This is a genomic window from Paenibacillus turicensis (genome assembly GCF_050461185.1).
Classification (GTDB): Bacteria; Bacillota; Bacilli; order Paenibacillales; family Paenibacillaceae; genus Fontibacillus; species Fontibacillus turicensis_A.
Window position 1 is genome coordinate 62,838 of the sequence record NZ_JBCMOR010000010.1, and the last position, 19,371, is coordinate 82,208.

Sequence of the window (19,371 nt, forward strand, 5' to 3'; positions counted from 1 at the left end):
AAATTTTATAATATTTATTTAATTTAAAGCAGGAAGACCTTGCTCAATGGCTTCTTTATAAGGTGCTGCGGAAATAACAGAATCAAATACAATCGCTCCACAAATGATGCCATCCTCAACAAACATTTGCTTATAAGCGACTTCATCTTGTTTCGGCTCTTGTTTGGTGGTGCACTCATTGTTAGTGCAAGCTTCCTTGTCGACTTGCCCAATTGAAAATAACGGCATATCATACGCAGTAAATACAGTCATCGGGATAAGGGCTTGGTAGGTTGCTGTTGTATCAGCCATGTTGGTTCCTGCAACTCGACCTTGCTCCATCGCGGTATTCCATAAGCCATCAATTTTACCCTCAAATTGTGCAACATCCCCTGCGGCATAAATATCGTCGGCACTACTTTGCATATGCTGATTTACGATAATACCTCTATCCACACTAATTCCACTTTGTTGAGCCAATGCAATATTTGGGATAATCCCGATAGAGTAGATGACATGCTCGCAAGGAACTACCTCTCCATTTGCAAGTGCAACACCTTCAACGTGATCTTTACCCACAATTTTGTTTACTGCTGTTCCAGTAATGACAACAGTACCTAAGCTTTCAATCTGTTTGGTCAAAATTTCAGCCGCTTCTTCATTCAATTGTCGCGCCATTAAACGAGGGGCTTGTTCAATAATGGTGACCTGATAACCCGCTTGATGTAGTGACCATGCCGTTTCAATTCCTTGTATCCCTCCGCCAATTACACATACTTTGTCTTGGGTTCCAAGCGTTTGCTTAAGCTGTTCCGCTTGCTCTCTGAAACGAAGCTGATGCACTTGAGGTAAACTAGCACCTTCAAGCTCTAGGGTGCGATTGAGCGCACCTGTACATATCAAGAGCTTATCGTATTTAATGGATTGTCCTTCTTCAGTTGTAATGGTGTGTTCTACTGCTTGAATAGAAGTGATTTTAGTGCTAGGATAAAAATCAACTTTATTTTGTACAAACCATTTTTCTTTTTTTATGAGTACTTTATCGCTTTGTAAATCGGTAAATAAAGCTTTAGATAATTTGATCCGATTATACGGTAAACCCGCTTCTTCTCCATATATGCTAATTTGCGCCTCTGCGTCGAGATCACGAATTGCCTTTGCGGCAGTTAATCCTGCCACCCCGCCGCCAATAATAACAAAATGTCGATGTGTCTCTATAGATTCCATAGTTATTTTCTCCTTTATTGAATAAGTGAAGCTAATCCGATGATCAAAAATGAACTAGATCGACAACTAGATTGCACTTAGTAGCAGGTCTGAAACAAAGTCAGCCGCATGTTTAATCTTTTCTTTTTTAACCTCATCATTAGGTGTAAAGCGGATGCGTATAGGGAACTCCACATGCGTCATTCCTGTTGTCTTTATTACATTTGAGGTGCTTTGTACATCCATATTGGTTGAATTTAAGTAATCCTGTACAACCTCAATCGCTTCGCCACTCCATCCATAGGAACCAAAGGCTGCAGCTAGCTTTCCTTCAAGATTTTGCTCAGGTAGCTTTTGTAATAAGCTTTCTAGCTTGCCAGTCATATCTGCATACTTGGTTGAGCTACCAATAAACACAGCATCGCAGGCTTCAATGCTCTTTAAGATGTCGTTTTCCTCTGATTTATCTACATCCCATAGTTCAACAGCAATATGACTTTCCTCGAAATGAGCTTTGAGCTGTTGGGCAATCTTTTTGGTGTTATTTTTAAGTGTCGCATACACGATGGCTACCTTTTTGTCGTCTTTCGTTTCTGTGCTTAATTCACCATATAAGGCAATATATTTGTCAATTTCATTCCGTAAAATAAAGCCGTGAGATGGAGCGATCATTTTAATTTTCAAATCTTGAATCGCATGCATCAATGTACTTACATATCTACGGTGAGGATGGATAATCGCTTTATAATAACCAACGAAGTCATCCCAAATGTCAAAACCAGCTTCGTCTGCAAATAAGGATTTTAAAGTAGCAACATGGGTACTGAAAATATCACAAGGGAATAAAATTTGATCCTCAATGCAATACGTAATCATCGTTTCTTCAGTGTGTAAATAAGGTGTTTCTTTAAATAATAATGTCTTGCCCCCAATATCTAAGGTGTCGCCATCCTTGATCGTTAAGTAGGAGCGGTGTTGTAATTTATACATTTGTTGGATTTCAGGTTTTGCGATTTCTGTACATACGATTGTGGCATTTGTTGCTTTGGCTGCTAATGCGGCAATCCCACCAGAATGATCTGGCTCAGTATGGTTAATCACGATATACTCAATATCAAGTGGATCAATGAGCTCTGCGATTTGTTCTGCAAATTCTCTACCAAACTCCATATCTACTGTATCAATCACTGTTGGTTTTCCTGTTTTAAGTAAGTAGGCATTATACGTAGTGCCCTTGGATAATAGTAGACGATGAAATGGAACCTCACGATTATCAATTTTGCCAACCCAATAAACATCCTTGCTAATTTCAAAACCTGGTTTCATCTATATACATCCTTTCGTAATATGTGATTAGGAACATCTTCATTGTAGAATAGAACAGACCCTCATTTGAGGATTCAGATTAAAGCAGGGGACGACTTCAATAACATAAAAATGTGATCTCAATCCTCAAATGTATACAGGTCTCCATGTGCGTATTATAATGGGCTTGAATACCAATTCCATTTCATACATATCATCCCAATGTCCCGATAGAGTCTAATAGAATATAGAAGCCATAAGTTTAGTTATTGCTATCGTTGTGGCTTCACATAATTTATACAGACAATTTGGACACGGGTAGATATAATCAAAGAAAAAATGATAGGTGAGCTTATTGAAAATAGGAAACCGCACATTAAAGCTGCAAACGACAATTACGTTGATGGTATGTTGTGTTTTAGTTGTTGTCCTTTTTACTGTATATTTCATGTTTAGTAGCAAAATTTCCAATATTACAACTGAAAATTTAGAGCAAAAAGCCGTTACGATTGCAAGGACGGTTTCTAAGGCACCTACTGTGATTGCGGCCTTAAGTGGTAAAGAAAATATCACTGCGGTACAGCCCTTTGCAGAAGAGGTTCGTAAACTAAATGATGTACAATTTGTTGTTGTTATGAATGCGGAAGGAATTCGCTTGTCCCATCCAGATCCAAGCTTAATCGGGCAACATTTTGCAGGAGGCGATGAGGGCGAGGCGCTACATGGCAAAGAGTTTATTTCAATTGCCCAAGGCACGTTAGGCACATCTGTGCGAGCGTTTTCACCCATATATAGTGAGGGAGAATTGTTAGGTGTTGTTGCGGTAGGCTTACCCATTGACACTGTGAAGCTTGCTGTGAAACAAAATCGCTGGATTCTTTATTTAGGGATGTTAGCAGGCGGTGCGCTTGGAGGACTAGGTGCAGTATTATTGGCGCGTCGCTTAAAGCGGTTAATGTTTGGGATGGAGCCACAGGAAATATCAAGATTTTTAGAAGAGCGAAGTGCAATGCTCCAGTCTGCAAAAGAGGGAATTGTAGCGGTAGATACTTCGGGGAAGGTTACGTTAATTAATGCGGCTGCCAAAAGATTATTAAAAATTTCGGGAATTGATGAAGACAATCAAACAGATTTATGTTCCATGCTACATCTGGATAAAGTACTTGCAAGTGGTAAGGCTTTAAATGATATTGCGATTGATCAGGAGGACATGACATTACTTGTCAATATTGTGCCTGTTAAGGTGCATGGTGTCATTGAAGGTGCAATTGCTACTTTTAGAGATAAGACTGAAATTGATGTGCTAATGGAACGATTATCTGGTGTATCCTTGTATGCCGAAGCCTTAAGGGCTCAAACACATGAATTTATGAATAAACTCCATGTACTAGTAGGACTAAACCATATGCGTAAATATGATCGTTTAGATCAATATTTAAGTGATATTTTAGAGCACTTTCAATCAGAGGCAGGTATGCTTGTAAAACAGGTGAAGGATCCTGTAATGGCGGGCTTTTTATTAGGCAAGCTGAGTAGAGCAAGAGAGACAGGTGCACAAATTACGATATTGGAAGAGGGTGTGCTACTAGAATGTGCTGATCCAGAAACGTCGCATGAGCTTGTAACGATTGTTGGTAATTTACTGGAAAACGCATTGGAGGCACCTAATGATGCTGAGAGTAAGGAAGTCTCACTTGGTTTTAAGTACCAAGATGAAGTGATGACGGTGACTGTGCGGGATAACGGAAAAGGAATATCGGAAGATACAATGAAACAAATGTATGAGCAAGGCTTTTCAACAAAGGGGAAAAATCGAGGGATTGGTTTATATTTAATTATGCGAAGTGTAAAAAAACTAGGTGGTGAGCTCAGCTGTCTTAGTGGGCCAAATCAAGGAACTGAATTTATAGTACGGATACCGTACCAAGTTAAAATGGGGGACAAATGATTAAAGTACTTATCGTTGAAGATGATCCGATGGTTGCTGAAATGAATAAATTTTATACCGAGCAGACGCCTGGCTTTCGTGTGGATGGTTGGGCGAGTACAGTTGAACAAGCATTAAGCATGATGGAGAAAACAACCTATGATCTATTATTGCTTGATATATATATGCCGGGAAGTACTGGGTTGGAGCTTTTATCCCAAATTAGGAATAAATCATTAACAACAGATGTGATTGTAATCTCAGCGGCAAAGGATACCGCAAGTATACGTCAAGCACTGCATAATGGTGCAGTAGATTATTTAATCAAGCCGTTTGAATTTAATCGCTTGCGTGCTGCATTAGAAACTTACAGAGACCGTGCAAAATTGTTTAGAAGCAGTGAAGTCATTGTACAATCAGAGCTAGATAGCTTAACACACCCAACACCAGGTGCTATCCAAAATACACCTCTCCCCAAAGGGTTGACTCGTCAAACACTACAAACAATATGGAAAGCAATATCAGGACTTCCAAACGAATGGTTTGCAAGTGAGGAATTATCGGCTGCTGCGGGCATATCACGTGTGTCTACGGGTAAGTATTTAACAGAACTCGAGGCGCGTGGCATTTTAGAAATGGATCACGTCTATGGGGCCGTGGGTAGACCTGTGCAGAAATACCGGGTTACACCACAAGGACACCAAGAGATAAAAAAGTATTTATAATACAATGTACTTTGTATTTTAAGGTAGTTATTTTAGTTTGGTAACTTTTATGTGATATAAGATTACAGCATTGGCATTACCGCGATATTCCTACAGGAATCCATTCGCTGGTAATGCCCTTTTTTTATTGTGTTTTCATATGTGGGGCGGGGTGGGGGAACGCCCCCATTTTTAAAGTTTTTTTTAGTGGCGATACCACTAAAAAACAGTCCATTGCATGCAGCCAGAAAGTAGCGAAGGGGCAGAGGGATTGTGGAGAAATGAAATGGGCGCATTTAAAATCCGATTCCAACCCTATTGATAAATGAAGGAATCGGATTTTAAGAGCGCTCGAAACAACCCTCTGTCACGTAGCAACCTCCTTTCGCTGCATGCAATCTCTTTTTTATGAAAGCGCTTGCTTTAAAAACTTTAAAAACTATACCAATATTTAAACAATCACAAAAGCGCTTACAAAGACGATATGATGGGGCTGTAGAAGATTACAAGGAGGTCAAATTACATGAACAAGGTGCTACAGCCGCAAGGAAGTTCTGGTGGGGCGTCACAAAATGTAGATGCACAGACAGAAAGCAAAGGCTGGTTTCACAAAATATTACATTTGAAGGTTGGAGTTATTCCGCTTCCGATTTATGTAGTTTTTGCAGTAATTATTTTTTCAGCAGCAGCATTAGGTCGTTTGCCAAATGATATGATTGGCGGTTTAGCAGTCATTATGATTATGGGTATACTTTTAAGTGATCTAGGCTTTAAGTTGCCAATTCTTAAAAACATTGGTGGACCTGCAATTTTGTCCTTAATGGTTCCGTCTTTCCTAGTTTTTTGGAACATATTAAATCCACCTATTATTGATTCCGTACACACTTTAATGAAAACGTCTAACTTCCTCTATTTGTATATTGCTTGTTTAGTAGCAGGTAGTATTACAGGGATGAATAGAAAAACCTTGATTGATGGTTTTATCCGTATTTTTGTTCCAATGATTGCAGGTACTGTTGCTGCGGTCGCTGCTGGTATGGGCGTAGGGATGCTGTTTGGCTACACTGCGCACCGTACACTTTTTTACATCATCATTCCGATTATCGGTGGTGGTGTTGGTGAAGGAATTTTACCATTGTCGATTGCCTTTTCTCAAATTCTTGGTGGTGAATCAGGCAGCTATGTTGCTCAAATGATTCCAGCCGCAGTTATTGGTAACGTGTTTGCAATTATTGGTGCCGGCGTACTAAAAAGAATGGCGGATAAAAACCCGTCGATTACAGGTAATGGTGTTTTAGTAAAGGAAAAAAATGGTAACAAAATGGGCGGAAGCAACTATGATGCAGAAAAATATGACTTTGCATTGATGGGAGCGGGACTTTTGTTCGCTTGTACCTTGTTTATTACAGGCACATTATTAGCCCCAGTAGTAGGTATTCCTGGTCCAATCTTAATGATCTTTGGAGCAGCCTTGCTAAAAATAAGCAAATTGCTTCCTTACAAAATTGAGCAAGGTGCTTATCACTTGTACAAATTTGTATCTGGTACATTAACATGGCCGTTGATGGTTGGTTTAGGTATTTTGTACATTCCATTAAATGATGTTGCAGCATTGATTTCAATCCCTTACATCCTTGTATGTGCAACAGTGATTGTAGCGATGGTTGTTACAGGCTATTTTGTAGGCAAATGGGTAGGTATGTTCCCTGTTGAAGCAGCAATTGTTACAGGATGCCGTGGTGGTTTAGGCGGAACAGGTGACGTTGCAATTCTTTCTGCATCTGGTCGTATGGAGTTAATGCCATTTGCTCAAATCTCAACTCGTATTGGTGGCGCACTAACCGTTGTAGCTGCTACCCTACTGATTGCGGTATGGGGCGGTTAAGTTAAACGGATTTAAGTCAAAATATAAAAACAATTTATGGAGGCGATTAGCTTGAATAAAGTTATCGATCATTCTCATGTGTTTACTGTAAACGTCCAATACAATAGTGATAGCAATTACATTGATAATATTAAAAAGATTGTAGAAAAGTATCAAGGAAGTATGGAACAGGTTCAGGTAAAAACTGAAGAAGGCCTTATTTTTGAAAATATTAATATCGGTATAGAAGATAAAGAGAAGCAACAAGGGATTGAAAAGGCGATTGCACAGCTTGGCGGCGGAGATATCGTTGAGCGTTTCCAAGAAATTATGAAGCTACATGAGGGCGGAAAAGTAGAAGTTACTTTAAAGCATCCAATTGCAACTAAAGACGATTTGTCTAAAGTATATACACCAGGGGTTGCTAAGGTGTGCTTGGAAATTGCTCGTGATGAACAAAAAGCATATGATTTAACGATCAAGAAAAATACGGTTGCAGTCGTTTCAGACGGAACAGCAGTGTTAGGCCTTGGCGATATTGGCCCTAAGGCTGCAATGCCAGTAATGGAAGGGAAAGCGGCATTATTCAAACAGTTTGCAGATATCGATGCTGTACCTATTTGTCTAGATACCAAAGATACAGAAGAAATTATTTCAATCGTAAAAGCACTTGCACCAACATTTGGCGGTATCAATCTGGAGGACATTTCTTCTCCTCGTTGCTTTGAGATTGAGAAACGGCTTAGAGCAGAACTAGATATTCCTGTCTTTCATGATGACCAGCATGGAACTGCAATTGTAGTGTTAGCTGGACTATTGAATGCATTAAAGGTATGTAACAAAAAAATTAATGAAGTTAAAATTATCGTTAATGGTTGTGGTGCAGCAGGAATCTCCATTTCTAAAATGCTGTTAGAAGCAGGGGCAACGAACCTTATTGGTGTCGATCGTGAAGGAGCAATTTCATCCAATATTCAATACGATAAAGAGCATTGGAATGAATTCGCAAAAATCACAAATCCAAACCAAGAAAATGGCATGTTATCTGAAGTGATTAAAGGTGCGGATGTATTTATCGGTGTATCAGCGCCTAACATTCTTAAAGTTGAAGACGTGAAAAATATGAATAAAGATGCGATTGTATTTGCAATGGCAAACCCTACACCGGAAATTGATCCTGCCTTGGCAGCACCACATGTTCGCGTGATGGCAACAGGAAGATCAGATTATCCGAATCAAATTAACAACGTATTATGCTTCCCTGGTATCTTTAAAGGTGCTTTATATGCCCAAGCAACTGACATCAACAATGAAATGAAGCTCGCAGCTGCAAAAGCGATTTCATCTGTAATTACAGATGAGGAATTAAGCGAAACCTACATTATACCAGATGCATTTGATACTCGAGTAGTTGAACGTATTAAAACAGCAGTAGCTGAAGCTGCAGTTCAAAGCAAAATAGCGCGTAAAACAAATTAATAAATACCTACCTCCCAAATATAGGTATAATTAAGAACGATGCCCATAGTATTCTATTTGCTAAAATAGATGCTGTGGGTTTTGTTCTGGTGTAATTTATATTAAAAGACTGATGCAACAAAACTACTACTGAGTTTTATAGCTAGAGGTGGTATTATTATATTGATATTCATTTTTGTTTTTTCAGCGCAGGACGGGGATACTATGGCTGTCTATAAGATACAATAAACGCTAGTATACCGTTGTCCGAGGGGGGCACATTCATGATTTTACAGCAACATCCATTTTTTAAGAAAAAGAGGATAAGCTTGCCAGTTATATTTATTGGATTTGTAAGCCTCTCCTTGTTAATCACACTTTCCATCACTATATTTTCCTTCACACAAACCCAAAAAAAATCGTTAATTGACAATACATTAGTTTTAAATTACTCTAACGCAACCCAGATGAGTCAATCGATGGACATTTTATTTGAGTCGATGCAATCAAGCTTGAAATACGCAGCAGATGTGATCGGTGATTCTGGAGAATCGTTAGATGCCAAAAGTTTAGAAAATCAATTAGAGCTAATTCGGCACAGTAGTAACTATTTTAATTCACTTGCAGTCATCAATAAAAATGGATTGGTTAGCACGATTTCACCCAAAAGTATAGGAACGCAAGGCACTTATGTCACTTCAAATGAGATGCTAAAAGCTATAAATTCTCAAAGACCTTATATTTCTGAAGTATATACAACCAAAACGACAAAACGCAGAATTGTGTTCATAAGTGAGCCTATATTTAATACAAAAGGCGAATATCAAGGGATTATTGGTGGAACTGTATATTTACAGGAAGCGAACATTATTAATAAAATGTTTGGTAGCCAAATAAAAAAAGATGACCCCTCTTATTTTTATATTGTGGATTCTACTGGGAAATTGCTTTATCATCCTGAAAGGGATCTTATAGGTGTAGATATCAGTTCAAATTATATTATTAAGCAGCTACAAGAAGGTAAAAGTGGGAAGCAGGAGTATGTTGATCGCCAAGGTATGAAATCTTTGGTTGGCTTTATTAAATCCCCTTCAACGGATTGGGGAATTGTTGTTGTTTCTCCAACGGAAAATATTTATGAGCAGCTAGAAAACCATGTAAAAGTCCTTGTTACGAATATTTTGTTCCCTATATTATTATTAATGCTTGTTGTAATGTGGATTGCAAGACATTTGGCTAGACCATTTGTTATTTTAGCTAATTCAATTCAGCAGCTAGAAGAAGGGAATATTGAAATCCCTGATTTACATTCACATTGGAATAGGGAAGCAGATGTGTTAACACGAACGGTAGTTGGTGCAATCCGAAACTTCCAACGCCAACACGATCAGCTAGTATATCAAGCAAAAACAGATGTGCTAACGGGTTTAACGAATCGCAGAATGTTTGAGGAAACAATCCAACAATGGGTGGCTGAGCAGCATCCCTTTGCGATTTTAATGATTGATATCGATCATTTTAAAGTAATCAATGACTCATATGGACATCAAACTGGAGATATTGTTCTTCAAAAGGTATCGTCTGTCATTATTCAACAGGTAACAGAAAATGACGTCTGCTCACGTTTTGGTGGCGAAGAATTTGTAGTCATGCTCTCTAATGCAAATAGTCGCACTGCCTTTTTAATGGGAGAGCAGATTCGAATTGCGATTCAACAAACGGATATGTCACTTGATCATCCTATTACTATATCTGTAGGAATTGCTGTGTATCCTTTTCATGCAAATAGTGCGACTGAATTATTCCATCTTGCAGATACTGCACTTTATCAAGCTAAGGAGGAAGGCAGAAATAAAACCGTAATTGTTCAAAGCTTAGATAAGGAGAAAAATTAAATAATTTGATGATATTTGTAACATTTACACCTCTCATCCGTAAAGGTATTAGTTACTTTTATGATTCAAGAGTGTAAATTAAAATACATGCTATTATATTTTATGGAAATAATAAGCTTGGCTAATAAGGGAGAGATGCAAATGAAGTGGAGTTGGTTACCTTCATTTTTTACGATCGGAAATTTAATAACTGGAGCAATATCTTTATTTTTCTCGATACAAATGATGTATACGGCAGCGTTAATTATGATTATTGTAGCAGCCGTTTGTGATGTGATGGATGGTTTAGTAGCAAGGTGGCTACATTGCAGTAGTGACTTCGGTAAGCAGTTGGATTCATTAGCGGATATAGTGTCATTTGGGGTAGCACCTGCATTTTTAATTTTTTTATTTAAATTAAGTGATATTGATTGGATGGGTATAGTGATTGTAGTTCTATTTATAGCTTGTGGAGCGTTACGACTTGCACGCTTTAATTTATCCGCTCCATCGACAGGATTTGTAGGCATGCCGATTACAGCGGCAGGACTATTGTTAGCGTTATCCTCTCTACTTAGTGAGAATTTAAATCCTTGGATATTTGTACCTATAATAGGCTTATTATCCTTTTTAATGGTAAGTCGTGTCCCATTTCCGTCATTGAAAAGAAATATTGGGCAAAAATAATGTTTAACAATACGTTATTATTGCGTACATATTACTGGGGTATAGTTGACTTGTAACGCGTTTCATCAATTATAATGGTGGGGACTATTGTTTGAAAATTGATGGACAGAAAGTTAGGTGGGAACATGACTGACAAAAAGATTATTTTTTTTGATATTGACGACACATTGCTTGATGCTAACAAAAATATTCCTCCTTCTGCAAAGCAAGCGATTATGGATCTGAAAGGCTTAGGGCATGAGGTTGCAATTGCAACAGGGCGTGCACCGTTTATGTTTCAAAATATACGTGAGGAATTAGAGATTGATACGTATGTGAGTTGTAACGGTCAATATGTTGTTTTAAGAAATGAAGTAATCTATGATCGGGCATTAGATGAAGATGCATTATTGATGTTAACTGAGCTTGCTTTAGAGCATGATCATCCCATTTTATATGTCGATGCACAAGACATGAAGGCCAACATGCCAGAGGAGAAATTGTTACGAACCTCAGTCGGGCAACACAAAATGTTTATTCCACAACATGATCCTTTCTTTTATAAAAACAGAAAAATTTATCAAGCCTTACTTTTGTGCCACCAAGAGGAAGAAAAGTATTATGAGACAGTATTCAAGGCGTTCGATTTCATTCGATGTGGGATTGATGCAACGGATGTTGTGCCTAGTGGAGGCTCTAAGGCAGTTGGCGTTTCTAAACTTACTGAAAGATTAGGGATCGCATTAGAGCATCAATACGCTTTTGGAGACGCATTAAACGATGTGAATATGTTAAAAAGCATACCTAATAGTGTTGCTATGGGAAATGGATTGCCAGAGGCTAAGGCAGCAGCAAAATATGTAACCAAGCGTGTTGAGGAAGATGGAATTTTACATGGCTTGAAAATGGTTGGTTTGCTGTAAAAAATTAAAACCTATTCAGTAGAAAGTTCCAGTTGATCAAGGGTTTAGCCCCAAGAGAAATGAGATGCTACCGATAGGTTTTTTATTTTAATGAAGGCTCTTCTAAAAGATTTAAAATTGTTGAGGCTCTCCTAATAGCTGAAATTGATTTTTTGAATATTTGATAAGTCCATCCTGCTCCATCCGTCGTAGCTCTCTAGATAAGGCACTGCGGTCTACAGTGAGATAATCTGCAAGATCAGCTCTTGTAAACGGGATAGAAAATGAAGAGGAATGGTTTCGACGTGCCTGCAATTCTAAATAGTGTAAAATACGCTGTCTTAACGACTTATGAGATACTATGTCTAATTTATGATAAAGGAGTCGATTGTTTTTAACGATCAATGCTAATAAGTTTTCAATAACTTTTCCACGAATAGCACATAAAGAACCGCTAGGATTCGTAATGTTTTGCATCTGAATAAATAAGATTTCACTATCCTCTGCCGCATACGCACCATACCCACTATATTCCTGTTCAAATAAAAGAGCTGTTTCTCCAAAAAGCTCGCCATCCGTCAGCTCTGAAAAAATGGAGAAGGCGCCTGAAGCATCCTCTTTCGTTAAATATACGGTACCACGCAAAATTAAACCTACTGCAGTTAAAGGCTTGTCTTGCATAAATAAAATATCCTTTTTTTTATATTTCTGAATATTTCCTTCTAAGCAGGACAGTGCAGCAACGATCTCATCGGTAGAGAAATCACGAAATAAATCTGTATTTTCAAAAAAAGGCATATAATCTTTCATGTATTCACTACCCTCCAAGTTGCCATGGCAACGGATTTTTATTATGAAACCTGTTATTGTAATAATAGTTGAGAAGGATTCTCACTTGCTATATGAATTTATTATATGAAATAAGTGGTTCAAATTCAATGCTTAGAAAGGAGAATGACATTGAATAATCATGAGAATGGGCAACCATTTACGCTCAAGGAGGTTGTTCAATATCGTAAGCACCAGATCAATAGTAGACATTTGTCCCTAGGGCAGGATAAGGATATCGTTTTGTTGGCATTAGCTGAAAATGAAAGCATTAGCTCAGAATGCTCCCCAACTGACAAATTAGTATACATGCTTGAAGGCTCACTAGAAGTGATTCTAAGCAATCAATCCTTTGTATTGCAAGCTGAGCAGTCTATTATCATTCCACAAAATGAGCTTCATACACTACAGGCAATTGGTCAATGTAAGTTTGTGCACATTTAATTAAGGATCTAACAAATTATTCGTTGACAATGATAAAAATGGAGGGCTACAAGACAGAGGGTTCTTGCGATCATGTTAAAACCAGATTCCTTTTATTCTATGACAACTTGAGGGTTGAAATCTGGTTTTAAAAGATGAACGTTCCACTTCTCCAGAATCACTCTGTCCCTCCGCTAGTTTGGGTTGTTGTCAACCACTAATTTAAATAATGAACCTTAATTAAATTAAATATTAGGAGGAATTTAATATGGAAAATCAAACATTAATCAGAAATTTAGAACAGGCAAGCGTAATTAGATTAGATCAACAAGTGACTGTTGAGCCTCAACAAACTTCTAGCATGACGTTGGTTCAACGCCCTAACTTTGGGATGACTTTGTTTGCGTTAGATAAAGGGCAAGAAATTAAAAAGCATTCGTCTCCAGGTGATGCGATGGTTAACGTCATTGAAGGTGTTGCTGAAATTACTATTGGTGATGACGTGTATAACGTACGTGCAGGTGAAACGATTATTATGCCATCTACAATTCCGCATGGTTTACGAGCAGCCCAGGATTCATTTAAAATGCTCTTAATTATCGTAAAACCTTAGTTTTATAGGCACGGTAAGAGGAAAGGAGGGGACGAGATGACAAAACATGAGGTAGGACACACCTTTTTAGCTAGACTTGGCAAAAAACGCTTGCGCCCAGGAGGAATTAAAGCGACTAACTGGCTAATTGAACAAGCGAATTTAAATGAAAGTAAGAAAGTGCTAGAAGTTGCATGTAACATGTGTACCACTTCGATGGAGCTTGCTAAAACATATGGTTGTCACATTACAGCGGTAGATATGGACCCACGTGTACTGGAAAAGGCAAGACACAACATTTCTGTTAACAACCTAGAAAATAAAATTACACTCCAACAAGCTAATGCTATGAAATTACCGTTTGAGAACGAAACGTTTGATGTTGTTTTTAATGAAGCAATGTTAACGATGTTAAATGGTAAATCAAAGCAAAAGGCGATCTCAGAATATTATCGTGTACTTAAGCCAGGTGGCATCCTACTTACCCATGATGTGATGCTTGCCAAGGAGGATATGGCAGACACAATTGAGTCATTGCGCAAAACGATTCATGTCAATGTTGAGCCATTAACTTTAAGCCGTTGGGAGCAGGTGTTTAAAGAGGAAGGTTTTGTAGTCTCGACCTCTCATGGGGATATGAGCTTGATGTCTCCTAAAGGAATGATCCGTGATGAGGGTTTATTAGGAACCTTAAAGATTATTCGTAACGGCCTTAAAAAAGAAAATCGTGGTATGTTCAAAAAAATGTACTCCTTTTTTAATCACCCTGAGGTGAAGATGGAGTATATTGCGGTGGCGAGTAGAAAATAGCGAAAATTGTAACTAAATCGGAAATCAGAACTTGCCTAAGACCACAGGTATAAGCTGCGCTCCAGAGAGTTCTTTCAATCGTTATTAAAATCAGATTTCTTATTGTATTAAAAACTTAATTGTTGAAATCTGATTTTAAGATACGAACGCTCCGCTTTTCCAGAATCTCTCTGTCTCTTCGCTAGTCTAGAAGTTTGGCAAGCACTGATTTCAAGATTTAGAAGCAATTTTTGTATTTTCTAGAAATTAAATAATTAAAAGGTACCACCTTATCGGATAGCCCCCCTATCTAATTAGGTGGTGTTTTTTATAGCGTCTGTCATAAGTGAACTAAATCCAAATGGCAGGGGTGTTACGAGAATTTTACTTCATACCAATTTGGTGTAATATTAAATTTAAACAAATAAGGAGTTGGACATGACATGCATATTAAAATAGATGAGTTGGCTAGTCACAAGCTTGGTACTGCACTAGGAGAGCGTCCTGGATATTTCAAAGTTTTTTATGATACAGAAGGCTGTGGATGTGAAGGGATCAATGTGTTATTACTTGTTGATGCGCCATTACAGACCGATTTGAACGTACCTTCAGACCAGTTTCATTTTATTGTAGATCAGCAGCATCAAATTTTTTATAATGAGCAATTGTATTTAGAGGGTGACCCAGAGTTCCCTACGTTTAAATTGTTCAGTGATAATTCAAGTTATGGCACTCGTGTTCAAATCAGAGATTTACGAGTTAAAAAGTAATCATTGAGTTAAAGTCTACTTTAAGGTTTATAGTAAAACATAGGGACAAATTATGAGACACCTATACTGAAAATTAAAATCTTGTAAGGAGGACTTTTTGATGCAATATACTTATTTAGGCAAGTCAGGGTTAAAGGTAAGTCGTCTCTGTCTAGGCACAATGAATTTTGGCACACAGACAGAAGAAAAAGATGCATTTAAAATTATGGATGCGGCTTTAGATGCCGGCATTAACTTTTTTGACACCGCAAATGTTTATGGTGGAGCTGAGGATCGGAAAGGACTAACTGAAGAAATTTTAGGACGTTGGTTCAAGCAAGGTGGAGGCAGACGTGAAAAGGTTGTGTTAGCAACTAAAGTATATGGCAATATGAATAATGAGCTAGATGGACCAAATGATGCAAGAGGGCTGTCGGGCTATAAAATAAGAAGAAGTTTTGAAGCCTCACTTAAACGACTACAAACCGATCATGTGGAGTTGTATCAAATGCACCATATCGATCGAAATGTAGGCTGGGATGAGTTATGGGGTGCCTTTGAATCCCTAGTTCAGCAAGGTAAGGTAGACTATATCGGCTCAAGCAACTTTGCAGGCTGGCATATTGCCTTAGCACAAGCTGCGGCAAAGGAACGGCACTTCCAAGGGCTTGTGTCTGAACAGCATCTCTACAACCTATTACAACGAACACCAGAGCTTGAAGTAATTCCTTCAGCAGAGCATCATGGGCTTGGTGTCATTCCATGGAGCCCACTTGCAAGTGGATTGTTAGGACGTAACGCTTTGGCGGGAACAGGAAAGCGTAGTAAAAAAGCAGAGGAGATCGAAAAGTATCGCACACAGCTAGAACAGTTTGCGTCTTTATGCCAAGAGCTTGGTGAAGCACAAGATGTGGTTGCCCTCGCATGGGTATTGTCAAACAAAGCAATAACCGCTCCGATTATCGGACCAAGAACATTGGAGCAGCTAGAGGGTTCATTACGTGTTGTTGATGTCGTCCTTACAGAAGAAGTATTAGCGAAGCTAAATGAAATTTTCCCTGGACCAGGTAGACCAGCACCAGAAGCGTATTCTTGGTAATCTCTTAGTGAAGCCTTTTATAGTCCGATTGTGACCCAATTAATGTGCAGATTTAAAGCAATCGGGCTTTAATAGGGCTGCAGCAATACAATTATCCAATCATAAAATTAATATTCTAAGCTAGATTCATTCGCAATGTCTTGAATTTCCTCAGGGGTAATGATGAACAATTGATAGCCATCCACCATACTTTTTTTTCTAGCACGCTCTTTAATGTATTTAGGGCTAGCCGCACCATTTTCTTCATCATATAACAATAATATACCGTCTGTTTTACGAAGCAATAAATCATCTCTTGCTGAAAATTGCCAGTTACCACTGTATTCCTCTTTACTTACCGAAGTAACAAAGTCTACTTTGGTAGTGATTCCTTCATAATAAAGTTGTTTTTCTTCACTCCATTTACTTTCTTGATTACTAAAAGCAGTAATGATCGCACATTTAAGCTGGGGGAACTCTTGTTTTAGTGCGAGTACAACCTCACATGCCCACAGGTCTACACCGTATTGCCCTCCAGTAATAACCCATTCTAAGCCTTGATCAATGAGAGGCATAAGTCTATTCATAATGGCTTGCTTTATAAAAGGAATACCAGCATGCTTTTGGTTAAAGATACCAAGCTCTTGTGCACGATAGCCGGTGACGAGCAAATTTTTTATCATAATTAGGTTGTCGCTCCTAAAAATAGTTTTAAATTGAGAACTATTAGAGGCTCTAAATAAAAATTAGTGGTTGTCAACAATGGAGATGGAAGGCTCGGGACAGAGGGTTCTTCCGATCGTTGTTAAAACCAGATTTCATAGTTATTGATTATTTTATTGTAAAAATCTGGTTTCAAGAGACAAACGTTCCACTTCTCCAAAATCCCTCTGTCCCTTCGCTAGCTTGGGGTGGTTGTCAACCACTAATTTAAATAAAGAATCTTATTAGTTTATTTATGTTTTAATCTATTCTATTATATCACTATAGCTTCTTATATCATAAAAAAGTGTTGCGTTACTATTTTATTTATGGTATTATCTTCTTGTTATCCTTTCTGAGGATATACTACTTTCGGGACGTAGCTCAGCTTGGTAGAGCACCTGGTTTGGGACCAGGGGGTCGCATGTTCAAATCGTGTCGTCCCGATAACTGCAAGAATGGCTTATGTAATAAGCTGCACTGAAAAAGGCTTAACGAGAAAAGAAATTTCTTGTTAAGTCTTTTTTTGTTATGAGACAATTATAGTGTGCTGATAACCTGCTTATGTTAAAGTTAAGTCAAATATTTATACTAGGAGAGTAGTGGAGTAGTTATATGGTGAATACCGGTTGTGCTGTGCCAGGAACAGCCACAGATCTAGAAATGTCAGGGTGTGCCAAAATGATTAATGTTTTCATATACAATGCTCCTTTAATTTTGTTTACTGATTTGTGTTTAAATTGTGCTAATTTAGGGTGTTGCCAACCAATTTAATAATGAACTTAACTAAAATAGTTTCTTACAAAGGAGGGTGTTAGTGTGAATATTGTTTCGACTAAGGAAATAAATAGAGCGCTGATTACACAGTTTTTTGGAACCCAATGGGGAAGTGCTGAGATGGTTATATCCTCTGGGGTGTATCAGGGCGATGAATTAGATGGATATGCTGCACTTGATGCTGATGAGGACATTGTTGGATTAATTACATATGTTTATAGAGAACAGGAGCTAGAAATAATTTCTTTAGATAGTTTGAATGAGGGTCAAGGTATTGGAGGTCAGCTACTAGCGATGGTAGAGCAGGAAGCAAAACGCCTTCATTGTGAAAGTGTGAAGCTAATTACAACCAATGATAATTTAAGAGCTTTGAAATTTTATCAAAAGCGAGGGTATCGACTTCAAATGATTTACCCTGATGCTGTGCTAGAAGCAAGAAAAATAAAACCGCAAATTCCTCTGCTTGGTTATGATGATATTCCGATTTGTGATGAGTTATTGCTCGTGAAAAAAATAAGACATGATGTCTAATGGTGTATATTTCCTACTATCTAAGGTCAAACTAATGATTAAATAATGACCGATAGAAGGGGATAAAACGTGAATATCTTCGCAATTAGTAAACATCTAAGAAGACGGCTGAGAAGATGGCGTAGAGCAATTTGGACGGGGTTAGCCTGCTTTCTGGTGGCCATTATGGCATGGAAGGGACTGGAACTTTCTAAGCAGATGGAAGCGTTAATGACAAGTGAACCGATTGTGAAGGAAACGTTAGGCCTGCTACAGGATAATAAGTTGCAGGATGAGGATACGCCTGATTGGCTGTTAGATATCCAACGTTCAGGTAAGGCTAAAATCGTACATCTGAGTAAAAAGTATATATGTGGAGATGAAACGACGGTGTTAGGCATTATGAAGCCAGATGAAATCACATCGTTGTTAAAGGAACATCCAGACTGGAGCGGGCGCATCGGAAATGGTGGGGATGTGTGGCTAGAGGAGCACATTAATGCATTGTCTACGGAATGTGAGCGAAACGGGTATTTTGGGATTGATCGGTTAGGCAATTTAAGTTTATTTGACGGTACACCAAAAGAAGAAAAGGTGCTGAAAACCTTTTTTCAGCTTGATGTAGAAACGATGGAAAGTGTATTGCCGCAAAAGGAAATGGAGCAAATCCGTAAGGGGATACGCGTTCAGGATGTAGAGGAATTTGATAGTGTATTATCTACGTTTAGTGAATTTGCAGTAGGAGCAACTGAAGGAGTTATTAATCAAAATGATTAAAAGAGAGCTCAAGTTAAAAAAAGTGGTTGATAACAATGGAGATGGAAGGCTCGAGACAGAGGGTTCTTCCGATCGTTGTTAAAACCAGATTTTATAGTTATTCATCATTTGATTGTAAAAACCTGGTTTTAAGAGACGAACGTTCCACTTCTCCAGAATCCCTCTGTCCCTTCGCTAGCTTAGGGTGTAGTTGTCAACCACTAATTTAAAGATTGAGTTCAAAAGATAAGAAGCTTCTAGCCATCCACTATAGAGTGTGAG

At 38.3% G+C, this 19,371-nt stretch carries 18 protein-coding genes and 1 tRNA gene; 15 read left to right on the forward strand and 4 right to left on the reverse strand.

Annotated elements, in window-relative coordinates; translation table 11 throughout:
* Nucleotides 1-18: 18 nt before the first annotated feature.
* Entirely contained in the window at nt 19-1,206 is a 1,188-nt protein-coding gene (locus ABE099_RS15505; RefSeq protein WP_430032026.1) for an NAD(P)/FAD-dependent oxidoreductase, read from the reverse strand.
* Nucleotides 1,207-1,272: 66 nt separating this feature from the next.
* Nucleotides 1,273-2,511, reverse strand: a complete 1,239-nt coding sequence (locus ABE099_RS15510) for an FprA family A-type flavoprotein (protein WP_430032027.1) — start codon at nt 2,509-2,511, stop codon at nt 1,273-1,275.
* Nucleotides 2,512-2,845: 334 nt separating this feature from the next.
* Between ABE099_RS15510 and dcuS the strand changes: the two genes are divergently transcribed.
* From dcuS to ABE099_RS15545, 7 genes are all read left to right on the forward strand, one after another.
* Entirely contained in the window at nt 2,846-4,438 is a 1,593-nt protein-coding gene (gene dcuS / locus ABE099_RS15515; RefSeq protein WP_430032028.1) for a DcuS/MalK family sensor histidine kinase, read from the forward strand.
* Nucleotides 4,435-5,142: a response regulator gene (locus ABE099_RS15520; RefSeq protein ID WP_430032029.1), complete on the forward strand. Its 708-nt coding sequence runs from the start codon at nt 4,435-4,437 to the stop codon at nt 5,140-5,142. Before dcuS ends, ABE099_RS15520 begins: the two co-directional genes overlap by 4 nt.
* A gap of 502 nt (nt 5,143-5,644) precedes the next feature.
* On the forward strand, nt 5,645-7,006 hold the full coding sequence (locus ABE099_RS15525; protein WP_210090750.1) for a 2-hydroxycarboxylate transporter family protein: 1,362 nt from the start codon (nt 5,645-5,647) through the stop codon (nt 7,004-7,006).
* A 51-nt stretch (nt 7,007-7,057) separates the two neighbouring features.
* A complete protein-coding gene (locus ABE099_RS15530; RefSeq protein ID WP_430032030.1) occupies nt 7,058-8,464 on the forward strand; it encodes an NAD(P)-dependent malic enzyme in 1,407 nt (468 codons plus the stop codon).
* Between the two features lie 263 nt (nt 8,465-8,727).
* The gene (locus ABE099_RS15535; protein WP_430032031.1) at nt 8,728-10,338 is read left to right on the forward strand and encodes a sensor domain-containing diguanylate cyclase; all 1,611 of its coding nucleotides are present in this window, start codon (nt 8,728-8,730) and stop codon (nt 10,336-10,338) included.
* A gap of 141 nt (nt 10,339-10,479) precedes the next feature.
* Complete coding sequence (gene pssA, locus ABE099_RS15540) at nt 10,480-11,004, forward strand: CDP-diacylglycerol--serine O-phosphatidyltransferase (protein ID WP_430032032.1); 525 nt, start codon at nt 10,480-10,482, stop codon at nt 11,002-11,004.
* A 125-nt stretch (nt 11,005-11,129) separates the two neighbouring features.
* Nucleotides 11,130-11,906 carry a Cof-type HAD-IIB family hydrolase gene (locus ABE099_RS15545; RefSeq protein WP_430032074.1) on the forward strand — a complete coding sequence of 259 codons (777 nt, stop codon included), beginning with the start codon at nt 11,130-11,132 and terminating at the stop codon, nt 11,904-11,906.
* Between the two features lie 111 nt (nt 11,907-12,017).
* On the opposite strand, the gene ABE099_RS15550 is transcribed toward ABE099_RS15545, so the two are convergent.
* Entirely contained in the window at nt 12,018-12,695 is a 678-nt protein-coding gene (locus ABE099_RS15550) for a Crp/Fnr family transcriptional regulator (protein WP_430032033.1), read from the reverse strand.
* A 150-nt stretch (nt 12,696-12,845) separates the two neighbouring features.
* On the opposite strand from ABE099_RS15550, the gene ABE099_RS15555 reads away from it, so the two are divergent.
* The 5 genes from ABE099_RS15555 to ABE099_RS15575 all read left to right on the forward strand — a co-directional run bounded on the left by ABE099_RS15555 (nt 12,846) and on the right by ABE099_RS15575 (nt 16,365).
* Nucleotides 12,846-13,157 (forward strand): cupin domain-containing protein, encoded by a 312-nt coding sequence (locus tag ABE099_RS15555; RefSeq protein WP_430032034.1) that lies wholly within the window; start codon nt 12,846-12,848, stop codon nt 13,155-13,157.
* 247 nt (nt 13,158-13,404) lie between these two features.
* Nucleotides 13,405-13,749, forward strand: a complete 345-nt coding sequence (locus tag ABE099_RS15560; protein WP_430032035.1) for a cupin domain-containing protein — start codon at nt 13,405-13,407, stop codon at nt 13,747-13,749.
* A gap of 36 nt (nt 13,750-13,785) precedes the next feature.
* On the forward strand, nt 13,786-14,538 hold the full coding sequence (locus ABE099_RS15565) for a class I SAM-dependent methyltransferase (protein WP_430032036.1): 753 nt from the start codon (nt 13,786-13,788) through the stop codon (nt 14,536-14,538).
* Between the two features lie 422 nt (nt 14,539-14,960).
* On the forward strand, nt 14,961-15,287 hold the full coding sequence (locus ABE099_RS15570) for an iron-sulfur cluster biosynthesis family protein (protein WP_430032037.1): 327 nt from the start codon (nt 14,961-14,963) through the stop codon (nt 15,285-15,287).
* 100 nt (nt 15,288-15,387) lie between these two features.
* On the forward strand, nt 15,388-16,365 hold the full coding sequence (locus ABE099_RS15575) for an aldo/keto reductase (protein WP_430032038.1): 978 nt from the start codon (nt 15,388-15,390) through the stop codon (nt 16,363-16,365).
* Nucleotides 16,366-16,472: 107 nt separating this feature from the next.
* Here the strand turns inward: ABE099_RS15575 and ABE099_RS15580 are convergent, their stop codons facing one another.
* Nucleotides 16,473-17,027, reverse strand: coding sequence for a DUF1273 domain-containing protein (locus tag ABE099_RS15580; protein WP_430032039.1), 555 nt, complete (start codon nt 17,025-17,027; stop codon nt 16,473-16,475).
* 392 nt (nt 17,028-17,419) lie between these two features.
* Here ABE099_RS15580 and ABE099_RS15585 point away from each other — a divergent pair.
* The 3 genes from ABE099_RS15585 to ABE099_RS15595 all read left to right on the forward strand — a co-directional run bounded on the left by ABE099_RS15585 (nt 17,420) and on the right by ABE099_RS15595 (nt 19,110).
* Nucleotides 17,420-17,493: transfer RNA gene (locus ABE099_RS15585), tRNA-Pro, on the forward strand.
* A gap of 372 nt (nt 17,494-17,865) precedes the next feature.
* On the forward strand, nt 17,866-18,354 hold the full coding sequence (locus ABE099_RS15590; protein ID WP_430032040.1) for a GNAT family N-acetyltransferase: 489 nt from the start codon (nt 17,866-17,868) through the stop codon (nt 18,352-18,354).
* A 69-nt stretch (nt 18,355-18,423) separates the two neighbouring features.
* Nucleotides 18,424-19,110: a BofC C-terminal domain-containing protein gene (locus ABE099_RS15595; RefSeq protein ID WP_430032041.1), complete on the forward strand. Its 687-nt coding sequence runs from the start codon at nt 18,424-18,426 to the stop codon at nt 19,108-19,110.
* Nucleotides 19,111-19,371 lie beyond the last annotated feature (261 nt).